This is a genomic window from Streptomyces spectabilis (genome assembly GCF_008704795.1).
Classification (GTDB): Bacteria; Actinomycetota; Actinomycetes; order Streptomycetales; family Streptomycetaceae; genus Streptomyces; species Streptomyces spectabilis.
In genome coordinates, this window is sequence record NZ_CP023690.1 from 670,902 (window position 1) to 680,731 (window position 9,830).

The window sequence follows — 9,830 nt, forward strand, 5'->3', positions numbered from 1 at the left end:
CCGAATAAGTGAACGACTGCTCGGCTCACAGCGGCGTCGCCGCGTGCAGGATCAGCACCATCGTCACCGTCGAGTTCGCCGAGGACATGGCCGAGGCCACGGTCCCCACCGCCGCCGTCCACGCGGCGAGTCCCACGGAGGTGAACACCGAGGGCCAGCTGCGGGCCGCGGGCGCCGGGCGCAGCAGGGCCGCGACCCTGCGGGGGACGGGCCCCGGAGCGGCGAGCCCGGCGAGGGTCGGGGCCGGGGCACCCTTGGAGACCAGCGCGGCCTTGCCGATCGCGAGCGCCACGGCCCGGCGGTCGCCCACCGCCTGGGCCGCCTCCTCGTCGGCCCACCGCTCGGTGGTGTACGACACGGCGGTCCGCAGCGGGCGCAGGAAGGGATTGGCGCGGGCCGCGAGCTGAACCGCCAGCAGATGCCGGTGGTGGCGGGCGGCGAGGTGCGCCCGTTCGTGGGCGAACAGAGCCCGGCGCTGCGGAGCCTGGAGGCAGGACAGCAGCCCCTCGGACACCACGATCCGGTCGCGGGCCCTGCCGCCCGGCAGTGCGTACGCGTACGGGACGCGGTCGTTCAGGACCACCACGGTGGTGCCGGGTGTCCCGACGAGCGCCCGGTGAGCCCGGCGGCGCACCCGGTGGTGGCGCCACACGGTGCGCCCGCAGCCCGCGGCCACCATGAGGAGGACGGGGATGGCCACCTTGCCGACGACCTCCTCGCCGGGGACGGCCTCGCGCACCTCGGGGTCCGACCAGCCGTCGGGCAGCGGGTTGCCGGGCAGTTGTGCCGTGCCCACCACCATCAGCAGGCCCAGGCTGACCGTGCTGCAGGTGGCCATCACCACGGCCACCCCCGTGAGCAGTCGCGTGGCCAGTCGCGGGTGCAGCCGCTGCTCGGCGAGGCGTGCCACCGGCCAGGCCGTCAGCGGCAGCACCAGCGGCAGAAAAATGAAGACCCCCATCAGGCGTCAGTCTTCCCGCCCCGTCTCGGCGTCGCGCAGCAGATCCCGCAACACCCGCTCGTCCTCGGCGGACAGGGTGGTGACGAAGCTGGCCAGGACCGCTTCGCGGTCCTGTTCACCGTCGAGCACCTTGCGCATCTTGTGCGCGGCGAGCCCCGCCTCGTCCGAGGCGGGGGTCCACACGAACGACCGGCCCACGCGCTCCCTGGTCACCGCCCCCTTGGCGAGCAGCCGGGTGAGGATCGTGATCACGGTCGTGTACGCGAGGTCGCCGCCGAGGCGGTCCTTGACCCAGGCCGCGCTCACCGCCTCGCCGGCCTCGCGCAGCGACGACAGGACGAGCAGTTCCAGCTCGCCCTGGCCGCGCCGCCGGTGGCGCGCTTCGGGTTGACCGCGTCCGCCGTCCGCCATGCTCAGCTCCCTTCGGCCCCGGGCCCGTGTGCGTACCCGTACCCGTGCCGGTACGCGTGCTTCCCGGGGCGCGCGCACATCGTACTGATCCACCGGAGGGCGGCAGGGGTGCCGAGGCCGGATTCCGCCACGGGTGGCCGCCCGTCGCCTCACTCATCACTTCTACATTGCTGTAGATTCTTGTGCCCGGGGCCGGCCCACCATGCCGTCGGCCGTTCAACTGGGGAGTGGACCATGGGAGTTTCGCCGTGCGGAGGCGGTAGCCGGACGTGACCCTTCGCCTGCGCCCGGAGGACCGGGCCGACTTCGCGTGGGTCCTCGCCCTCGCCCTGGACGTCACGGAGATCCGTACCGCACTCGCCCGGTCCCCGGTCACGCCCGACACGGCCCGGCTCAGGGCCCGCGCGCTGGCCGACGCGGACGGGATAGCGGCCACGGCCGCCGACGAGTACCGGACCTATCTGCGCGCCCGCGCGGCCGTGATGCCGTCGCACGCGACCACCGCTCCGCCCGCCGGGATACCACCGATCGGCAGCGGCAGCGGAGCGACCGGCCAGGGCGCCGGAGCCCTCCTGCCCGCCCTCGGCGTGCTCACCCCGCTCATCTCGGCGGTCGCGGCCACGGTGTTCCTGCTGTTCGGGTACGGGCTCCGCTTCGCCACGCCCCGGAGTCAGGCGGCGACGACGCTGGTCACCGCCGGTTGGGTGTGCGCGCTCGCGATGGCGGTCAGCACCGGCATCGGGCTCTGCGCCCTGCTGGCCACGGCGCTGCGCAGCCGGGCACGGCCACCGTCCGGCCACTCCCTGCCCCTGCGCAACCCGGAAGCCGAGCGGGCCCGCTCCGCCTGGCACCAAGCGCTCCTGGAGCGCGGTCTGCTCCCCTACCTGCGCCGCGAACTCACTGTCAGCCCGCCCCACGCGGACTGACTTCGTACATCCGCAATCCTCAACTCCATCGACGAAAGGCGGCACTCTCCATGTCCACACCCGTGAACCTGTCCAAGGGCCAGCAGATCAGCCTCAGCAAGGCCGACGGGGGCGCGCTCACCGCCGTCCGCATGGGACTCGGCTGGCAGGCCGCGCCCCGCAAGGGGTTCCTGGCGAAGCTCACCGGCAGCCGCGAGATCGATCTCGACGCCTCGGCGGTGCTGTTCAGCGCGGAGGGGCAGCCGGTCGACGTCGTCTTCTTCCAGCACCTCGTGAGCGATGACGGCTCGATCCGCCACACCGGCGACAACCTGGTCGGCGGCGCGGGGCAGGGCGGCGACGACGAGGCGATCCTGGTCGACCTCGCCCGCGTGCCCGGCCACGTCCACCAGATCGTGTTCACCGTCAACTCCTTCACCGGGCAGACGTTCGCCGAGGTGGCGAACGCCTTCTGCCGTCTGATCGACGAGACCACCGGGCACGAGCTGGCCCGCTACACCCTCACCGGCGGCGGCAGCCACACCGCCCAGATCATGGCGAAGGTCCACCGCACCCCCTCCGGCTGGCAGCTCAAGGCCATCGGCGAGCCCGCGTCCGGGCGCACCTTCCAGGACCTGCTGCCGACGGTCGCGCAGCATCTGTGAGCCACCCCGCTTGACGGGGTCACCGCAAGTCGGGTCGGTGCTCATGGCAGAGTCCTCCGCATGGGGACATCAAGATCGAGACACATGGCCGGGGCCCTCTTCCTGGGCACCGCTCTGGCCCTGACCGCCTGTGGTCAGCAGGGCACCGTCCCGGCGGCGTCCGGCTCCGCCGCCGGTCCCGCGCCGGGCAACGTCGAGCCCGACTCCCACGGCGGAGCCCCGCACCACGGCGAGAACAACGGCTTCAAGGTCCCCAAGGAGATGTCCCGCGGCGGCGAGAAGGCGGCCCGGAAGGAAGCCGCCCGCATCGAACCCGTCCTCAAACGGCTCTGGAAGGCCAAGATCTGGGATCCCAAGCGGGTGCGCGCGGCGCTGGTCGCATCGGGCTACCGGAACGTCGGCTCCGAGCAGAAGCCCGGCACGCTCACCGTGCAGACCATGGACTCACGCTTCGAGACCGACCACTACGTGACGCCCGAAGGCACCCTGATCGCCTTCCGGGTCCGCCGTGACGCCTGTGTCACGGCCTTCACCCAGCCGACCAACTATCAGGTCGCCGTCAACGGTCCGTACATGGAGACCGGCTGCTTCGAACCGAAGGGCGGCCACTGAGCCACTGAGCACCGGACACGAGCGGGCAACCACTCGCGGTCCCGTCGGTTAGTGACGCACGCCACTGGCTACTACGGACAGTGGTGGGTTCGGCAGTGAGCCCGCCTCCCGCTCCCCGTCGTCGACGACGGGGAGCGGGGCGCGAGGCGCGGGGCTCATGCGCGCAGGCGTACGGGCAGCTCCTTGTGGCCGTTGGAGATGAAGGAGGCCAAGGGGCGCAGATCCGCGGCCGGGACCGCCAGTTCGAGGTCAGGGAAGCGGTCGAAGAGGGCGCGCAGGGCCGTGGTGACCTCCAGGCGGGCGAGCGGGGCGCCCAGGCAGAAGTGGGCGCCGTGGCCGAAGGCCAGGTGGTCCTTCAGGGCGCGGGTGACGTCGAACGCGTCGGCGCTGGGGCCGTGCCAGGCGGGGTGGCGGTTGGCGGCGGCGTACGAGGCCAGGATCGCCTCGCCCGCCGCGATGGTGCCGCCGCCGGGCAGGGGGATGTCGGTGAGGGCGTAACGCAGGGGCAGATGGGCGACCGCCGGTTCGTGCCGCAGGGTCTCCTCGACGACGTCGCTCCAGCCTGCGCGGCCCGCGCGGATGTGGGCGAGCTGTTCGGGCCGGGTCAGGAGCGCGGTGACGGCCTGGTCGATGACGTTGACGGTGGTCTCGTACCCGGCGCTGATCATCAGGATCAGGGTGCCGCGCAGTTCGTCGTCGGACAGGCGGCTGCCGTCGCCCTCGTCGTCGCGGACGTCGATGAGCAGGGAGGTCATGTCGTCACCGGGGTCGGCCCGTTTGGCGGCGATCAGTTCGTCCACCGTCTCGTACAGGCGGGCGGCGTTGGCGGTGGCCTCCTCGGTGGTGAGGGTGGTGTCGAAGACGCCGTCGACCAGCGCGCGGAAGGCGGGGCGCCGGGCTTCGGGAACGCCCATGAGATGGCCGATGACGGCGATCGGCAACGGGTAGGCGAGGTGTTCGCGCAGGTCGACGACCGCGTCTCCGGGCATGTCGGCCGTGGCGGCCAAGTCGTCCATGAGGCCGGTGACGACGCCCTCGACGGCCGGGGCGAGCGCGGCGACGCGGCGCGCGCTGAAGGCCGGAGCGATCATGCGCCGCAGCCGCCGGTGATCGGCCCCATAGGCGGTGAACATGTTCTCCACGGCGATCCACAGCGCCAACGGCCAGGTCGCCACGGTCTTCTCGTACTCGGGCCAGTGCGAGCGGGCGTTCTTGGACACGTCAGGGCTGGTGAGCAGCGTCTTGAGCAGGTCGGGGTCGGTGACGGCCCAGGCCGTCACGCCGAGGACGTCCACGCGGACGGCGGGCCCGTGCGCGCGCAGGCGCCGATCCTCGGCGTGACGCTGGTTCCCGGTCGGGTCGAGCACGATCGGCTGGGCGGTCATACCGGTCTCCTTCAGCGGCGGAAACGAGGCGCGAACGGCCAGGCTATGCCGCCCCGGCGAGGCGGTCACCCGCTCCCCCGGCCAGGGTGGCCGGGGGAGCATCCCCCCTCGTCGGCTCGGACTTGACGACCGGTCAGTCCGTGCGGCCGAGGAGGTAGGCGTCGATCCTGCGCCGGGGCTCCGGGAGGCTGTACATCCAGTGGCCCACGGTGTTCACCGTGCGCAGCGACGCGTTCGGGAAGGACCGCGCCATGCGGCGCGCGCCCGCCAGGGGGGTCGCCTTGTCGTCCGTGGCGTTGACGACCAGGACCGGCGGCAGGTCGCCCTGGGCCCGGGCCGGCCGGGGCTTGGGCGGGACGGTCCAGCCCTGGCAGCCGAGGACGAGGTCCAGCGACTGGGAGTTGTGGCGGACGTGCGGGGCGGCCTTGGACACACGGGCGCGGATGGCCCGGTAGTGGGCGTAGTCGCGGATCCGGAAGTCGAAGTCCCGGCACAGCACGAGCCGGGCGGCGAGGTCACCCGGGCCGCTGATCCAGTTGACCTCGCCCTTCCCGGTGTGGAGCGCGGCGAGTCGGCGCGCGGTCGACTTCGGGTTCCAGCCGCTGAGTTCGCCGCTCAGGAACGTGGACAGCTGGTCGGCGTCGACCTTCTTCCGCGTCGGACCCGTCCGGCCCGGCTCGCGGAGGGTGCCCGCGTCGGCGCGGGCGAACAGCTCGTCGGTCACGGCCGCGAGGTCCTGACCCTTGAGGGCGCAGGCGGCGCTCCCGGCGCACCAGGCCGCAAGGCGCTTGAAGGTCCTGTTCACGGAGACGCTGCCGTCCTTGAGGTAACGCTCGGCGTCCGGCCGGTCCGGGTCCAGCGCGCTGTCGAGGGCCAGCGCGCGCAGCCTGCCGGGGAAGAGCCGGGCGTAGCGCTCGCCGAGGAACGTGCCGTAGGAGTGGCCGATGAAGCTGATCCGGCGTTCGCCGAGGGCGGCGCGGATCGCGTCCATGTCGCGGGCCACGCTCTCGCCGTCCATGTGGGCGGCGAGGGGCCCCGTGCGCCGCAGACAGCTCTGCGCCAGGCGGCCGTTGAGGGTGCGCAGGCGCTCGAACTCGGCCGCGGTGCGGGGGCGGGCCGGGATCTTGTCGAGGATCGACTCGTCGCAGCGGGCGCCCTCGCTGCGGCCGACGCCGCGCGGATCGAAGCCGATCATGTCGAAGCGTTCGCGGATGGCGGGGTCGTAGCCGTCGTACGGATCGTCCGCGTACAGCGCGTCATCGGCACCCGGCGCCCCGGGACCGCCCGGGTTCGACATCAGGACGCCGATCCGCTTCGCCGGGTCGGCGGCCGGGTAGCGCGCGACGAAGAGGCCGATCTTCTCCCCCTTCGGCTTCGACCAGTCCAGCGGCACCTTGACGGTCGCGCACCGGGCCTTCGGGCTCGGGGGACGACCAGGCGGGTCACTGTCCTGGGGGCAAGGTCCCCAACTGATGGATACAGGCCGGGTGTTGACGTCGAAGGCGGCTTGGGCGACGGCCCCGTCGGGCGCAGCCAAAGAGACGGTGGCGGTGACGCCCAGGGTGAGGAGCGCGGGAAGCGCGCGCCGCCTCACGGGTGAGTGCGTGTTCATGCGCGTCACTGTCACGGCTGCGCATGATGGGGCTTCTATGTCCTCATGATGAGAACGTAACAACGCGTCGGCGTCGTACGGGCCTTGTGGGGGCGCGGCCGCATGGCACGGGCGGGACCACTTGGCCTTCGCACGGGGCGGGACCGCCCTCGCGCGGGGCGGAGCTAGTCCGTCTCGGCCGGCCAGTTCTGCCGCCAGAGCCCGCGCCCCACGATGTGCTGGATCTCCTGCACGAACTCCCGGCGCGCCTGCTCCGAGACGTGCCCGCGCGCGACCAGCCAGGTGAACCGCCCCCGGCTCTCCACCGGGATCACGACCCTGCCGCCCGGCAGCTGGTCCACGAACTCCATGTCGAACTCCGCCAACGGCTCACCCGACTCGTCCGACTCACCGGCTCGCCGCACGTCCTCGTCTGCCATCCCTAGCCCCTCACGGCCACGCTCGTCACCGCCGCACGGCCGCGACCGTGAGCGGTTGGTATCCGACTGCGCCCCCCAGGCGGCGGATCACCGACTGTGCCACACCGGGCGCTCGGCGGGCCAGAGCGAGTCGCCGCGTACGAGCGCACCGCACTACCCCGGCGCACCCTCGCTCCGCGCGCGCCTGCGGGCGAACGACTCCGCGATGTCGGCCAGTTGCCGCCGTTCGGCGTCCGTCATCTCCTCGATGTGCGCGGCCAGTACCCGCGTCGTACGGTCCTCGCTCCACACGTACGACGTCATGCCGAGGAACTGCGCCGCCGCGGCCTCCTGGAGCACGCGCAGCGGCAGTCCGAGCCCCACCGCCAAGGCGCGCAGGAGGGACGGGGGCGGGGCGTCGGTGGGCCGCCCCTTCTCCACCTTGGAGATCCACCCGAACCGGGCCCGCTCACCGGTCTCCGGATCGACGGACCGGGCCTCCAGCTCCCGGAGGCTGATGCCAAGCTCGGCCCGGCGCTCGCGCACGAGGTCGTTGAAGTCCGTCCGCTCCTGCTCGCCCATGAGGCCCATCCTGCCTGCTCGTCGGCCTGCCCATGCCCGTGCCGTGCGGCGCGGGAACACCACCCTCCGCACCATGGCGCGAATCCGCAAAGCTCTGTGCGCTTGCGTAGACATCATGTATACGAGAAGAGCACAGCTGAGGGGCAGCCAACGCCGACGAAAGAAGCGCCGATGCCGTGGGCACAGTTCGATGCGCGGTTCCCATGGAACTGGAGGGTGCGGTTCCTGTCCGACGAGGCCTTCCGCCTCTACGTCTCCGCGGTCTGCTGGTCGGCGGAGAACCTCGCCGACGGCGTGATCACGCCGGGCGAGCTGAGACACGTGGTCGACACCCGGGCACCGCGCCGCCTCGCCGAGGAACTCGTAGCGGCCAAGCTCTTCGAGGAACTGCCCGGCGTGGGCTGGCGCATCCACGACTACCACGACTAAGCGCTCCGCTGGATGTGCCGGACCATGCCATCGGGTGCCTGCGGGTTCGTCGTGGCTGGTCGCGCCCGCGCGGCGGAGCCGCAGATGTGCACAGCCCCGCGCCCCTTCGGGGCACGGCCGAACCGCAGCGGACTTCACCAAGCCCGCTCAGCGCGCGTCGCTCCCTTCCGCCCTGCGCGCCGACCCGCCCGGGAACGACCGGACCGCGGCCGCGCCTCCCTCCGGGATCACCGAACGGCTGCATCCGGGGGCCCTGAGCCGCGCCGCACCCGCCCTGATCGCCTAGACTCGACGCCCATGGCCAGGTACTTCGACGTGCATCCGGACAATCCCCAGCGGCGCAGCATCACCAGCGTGGTCGACGGCGTCCGCTCCGGTGCGCTCATCGCCTACCCGACGGACTCCTGCTACGCCCTGGGCTGCCAGCTGGGAAGCCGCGACGGCATCGCGCGGATCCGGACCATCCGCAACCTCGACGACCGGCACCACTTCACGCTCGTCTGCGAGAGCTTCGCCCAGCTGGGGCAGTTCGTACGCCTCGACAACGACGTGTTCCGCGCCATCAAGGCGGCCACGCCGGGCAGCTACACCTTCATCCTGCCCGCCACCAAGGAAGTGCCGCGCCAGCTGCTGCACCCCAAGAAGAAGACCGTCGGGGTGCGCATCCCCGACCACTCCGTCACCCAGGCCCTCCTTGCCGAGCTGGGCGAGCCGCTGCTCTCCAGCACCCTGCTCCTGCCGGACGAGGAGGAGCCGCTCACCCAGGGCTGGGAGATCAAGGAGCGCCTCGACCACCAGGTCGACGTGGTCGTCGACTCCGGCGACTGCGGGACGGAACCGACGACCGTCATCGACTTCTCCGACGGTCAGGTGACGATCGTGCGCCGCGGGGCGGGCGACACCGCGCGCTTCGAGTAGCACCAGGCACACCCGCCCGGGCGCGTCGGCCGCGTCCCGGGCGGATCCGAAGCCGCGGACGCGCCGGCCGAAAGGACGGATGTTCGACCGCCGCGGTCCTACGGTCGACCCCCGCTGAGCCGCGCCCGGCCCCTGTGGTCCCTGCGCCCCCGCCTGTGGTCCCGCGACCGTAGAGACGCGCGCGCTCGCTGTCGCGATGCTGCTGGCCTCCACCCGGACCTTTCCACGGATCGAGGCCATCCATGACCGTGACGTATCAGGCGCGCCCTCACACCGCACCCGTCGCACCCGTCGCACCCGTCAAGGAGTACAAGGAGTACAAGGAGTACGCGGAACTCGGCGTGCTCGTGACCCGCTGCCGCGAAGGCGATCAGCGCGCGTGGAGTGAGCTCACCCACCGCTTCACTCCCCTGGTCCGGTCCGTCGCCCGTTCCTTCCGGCTCGGGGCCGCGGACTGCGAGGACGTGTGCCAGCTGACCTGGATGCAGATGGTCGAGGGAATCCGGTCGGTGCGGGAGCCCGACCGGCTGCGCGCGTGGATCGCGACGGTGGCGCGACGGGAGTCGATCAAGCATCTGGACCGCTCGCGCAGGCAGGTTCCGACGGGGAGCTGCCAGGACTTCGACGACCTGGCGGACGGCGGGGTCACGCCCGAGGAGAGGGCGATCAGGCAGGCCGAGGTGGCCCTTGTGCGCAACGCGGTCCGGCACCTGGAACCCGCCCACCAGACCCTGCTCCGGCTGCTGTTCACCGATCCGCCGGCCAGTTACGCCGACATCAGCGCCCAGTTGGGCCTGCCGCACGGCTCCATCGGGCCGACCCGGCGCCGTCTGCTGCTCCAGGTGAAGACACTCCTCGACGCGTCGTCCCAGGACTGAGAGGGAAATCCGCGCGCGGGCCGTGTATCTGGGAACCGCCGCGCGCGCACTGTCCCGTCGAGAAAGCCGAACAG

The 9,830-nt window shown here is 72.2% G+C and carries 12 protein-coding genes; 6 read left to right on the top strand and 6 right to left on the bottom strand.

Annotated features, from left to right (window positions below):
• Nucleotides 1-25 precede the first annotated feature (25 nt).
• Both CP982_RS02815 and CP982_RS02820 read right to left on the bottom strand, forming a co-directional pair.
• Nucleotides 26-961 (bottom strand): M56 family metallopeptidase, encoded by a 936-nt coding sequence (locus CP982_RS02815; RefSeq protein WP_150508987.1) that lies wholly within the window; start codon nt 959-961, stop codon nt 26-28.
• A gap of 6 nt (nt 962-967) precedes the next feature.
• Nucleotides 968-1,372 carry a BlaI/MecI/CopY family transcriptional regulator gene (locus CP982_RS02820; RefSeq protein ID WP_150508988.1) on the bottom strand — a complete coding sequence of 135 codons (405 nt, stop codon included), beginning with the start codon at nt 1,370-1,372 and terminating at the stop codon, nt 968-970.
• A 269-nt stretch (nt 1,373-1,641) separates the two neighbouring features.
• Here CP982_RS02820 and CP982_RS02825 point away from each other — a divergent pair, with 269 nt between their 5' ends.
• The 3 genes from CP982_RS02825 (at nt 1,642) to CP982_RS02835 (ending at nt 3,554) form a co-directional block, all read left to right on the top strand.
• Complete coding sequence (locus CP982_RS02825; protein ID WP_150508989.1) at nt 1,642-2,298, top strand: hypothetical protein; 657 nt, start codon at nt 1,642-1,644, stop codon at nt 2,296-2,298.
• A 50-nt stretch (nt 2,299-2,348) separates the two neighbouring features.
• A complete protein-coding gene (locus CP982_RS02830; protein WP_144000931.1) occupies nt 2,349-2,942 on the top strand; it encodes a TerD family protein in 594 nt (197 codons plus the stop codon).
• A gap of 84 nt (nt 2,943-3,026) precedes the next feature.
• The gene (locus CP982_RS02835) at nt 3,027-3,554 is read left to right on the top strand and encodes a hypothetical protein (RefSeq protein WP_150508990.1); all 528 of its coding nucleotides are present in this window, start codon (nt 3,027-3,029) and stop codon (nt 3,552-3,554) included.
• A 155-nt stretch (nt 3,555-3,709) separates the two neighbouring features.
• Here the strand turns inward: CP982_RS02835 and CP982_RS02840 are convergent, their stop codons facing one another.
• The 4 genes from CP982_RS02840 to CP982_RS02855 form a co-directional block, all read right to left on the bottom strand.
• Nucleotides 3,710-4,939: a cytochrome P450 family protein gene (locus CP982_RS02840; RefSeq protein WP_150508991.1), complete on the bottom strand. Its 1,230-nt coding sequence runs from the start codon at nt 4,937-4,939 to the stop codon at nt 3,710-3,712.
• A gap of 133 nt (nt 4,940-5,072) precedes the next feature.
• Nucleotides 5,073-6,551 (bottom strand): alpha/beta hydrolase, encoded by a 1,479-nt coding sequence (locus tag CP982_RS02845; RefSeq protein WP_150508992.1) that lies wholly within the window; start codon nt 6,549-6,551, stop codon nt 5,073-5,075.
• A gap of 164 nt (nt 6,552-6,715) precedes the next feature.
• Complete coding sequence (locus CP982_RS02850; RefSeq protein WP_150508993.1) at nt 6,716-6,970, bottom strand: hypothetical protein; 255 nt, start codon at nt 6,968-6,970, stop codon at nt 6,716-6,718.
• Nucleotides 6,971-7,123: 153 nt separating this feature from the next.
• On the bottom strand, nt 7,124-7,531 hold the full coding sequence (locus tag CP982_RS02855; RefSeq protein ID WP_229878801.1) for a helix-turn-helix domain-containing protein: 408 nt from the start codon (nt 7,529-7,531) through the stop codon (nt 7,124-7,126).
• A gap of 171 nt (nt 7,532-7,702) precedes the next feature.
• On the opposite strand from CP982_RS02855, the gene CP982_RS02860 reads away from it, so the two are divergent.
• The 3 genes from CP982_RS02860 (at nt 7,703) to CP982_RS02870 (ending at nt 9,756) form a co-directional block, all read left to right on the top strand.
• The gene (locus CP982_RS02860) at nt 7,703-7,960 is read left to right on the top strand and encodes a hypothetical protein (protein ID WP_158857495.1); all 258 of its coding nucleotides are present in this window, start codon (nt 7,703-7,705) and stop codon (nt 7,958-7,960) included.
• Between the two features lie 297 nt (nt 7,961-8,257).
• Nucleotides 8,258-8,878, top strand: a complete 621-nt coding sequence (locus CP982_RS02865; RefSeq protein WP_150508995.1) for an L-threonylcarbamoyladenylate synthase — start codon at nt 8,258-8,260, stop codon at nt 8,876-8,878.
• Between the two features lie 242 nt (nt 8,879-9,120).
• Nucleotides 9,121-9,756: an RNA polymerase sigma factor gene (locus CP982_RS02870; protein ID WP_150508996.1), complete on the top strand. Its 636-nt coding sequence runs from the start codon at nt 9,121-9,123 to the stop codon at nt 9,754-9,756.
• Nucleotides 9,757-9,830 lie beyond the last annotated feature (74 nt).

Bases quoted from the DNA above. Each gene is read 5' to 3' on its own strand.
- CP982_RS02815 (WP_150508987.1), bottom strand. From the start codon at position 961: ATGGGGGTCTTCATTTTTCTGCCGCTGGTGCTGCCGCTGACGGCCTGG.
- CP982_RS02820 (WP_150508988.1), bottom strand. From the start codon at position 1,372: ATGGCGGACGGCGGACGCGGTCAACCCGAAGCGCGCCACCGGCGGCGC.
- CP982_RS02830 (WP_144000931.1), top strand. From the start codon at position 2,349: ATGTCCACACCCGTGAACCTGTCCAAGGGCCAGCAGATCAGCCTCAGC.
- CP982_RS02835 (WP_150508990.1), top strand. From the start codon at position 3,027: ATGGCCGGGGCCCTCTTCCTGGGCACCGCTCTGGCCCTGACCGCCTGT.
- CP982_RS02840 (WP_150508991.1), bottom strand. From the start codon at position 4,939: ATGACCGCCCAGCCGATCGTGCTCGACCCGACCGGGAACCAGCGTCAC.
- CP982_RS02845 (WP_150508992.1), bottom strand. From the start codon at position 6,551: ATGAACACGCACTCACCCGTGAGGCGGCGCGCGCTTCCCGCGCTCCTC.
- CP982_RS02850 (WP_150508993.1), bottom strand. From the start codon at position 6,970: ATGGCAGACGAGGACGTGCGGCGAGCCGGTGAGTCGGACGAGTCGGGT.
- CP982_RS02855 (WP_229878801.1), bottom strand. From the start codon at position 7,531: ATGGGCGAGCAGGAGCGGACGGACTTCAACGACCTCGTGCGCGAGCGC.
- CP982_RS02860 (WP_158857495.1), top strand. From the start codon at position 7,703: ATGCCGTGGGCACAGTTCGATGCGCGGTTCCCATGGAACTGGAGGGTG.
- CP982_RS02865 (WP_150508995.1), top strand. From the start codon at position 8,258: ATGGCCAGGTACTTCGACGTGCATCCGGACAATCCCCAGCGGCGCAGC.
- CP982_RS02870 (WP_150508996.1), top strand. From the start codon at position 9,121: ATGACCGTGACGTATCAGGCGCGCCCTCACACCGCACCCGTCGCACCC.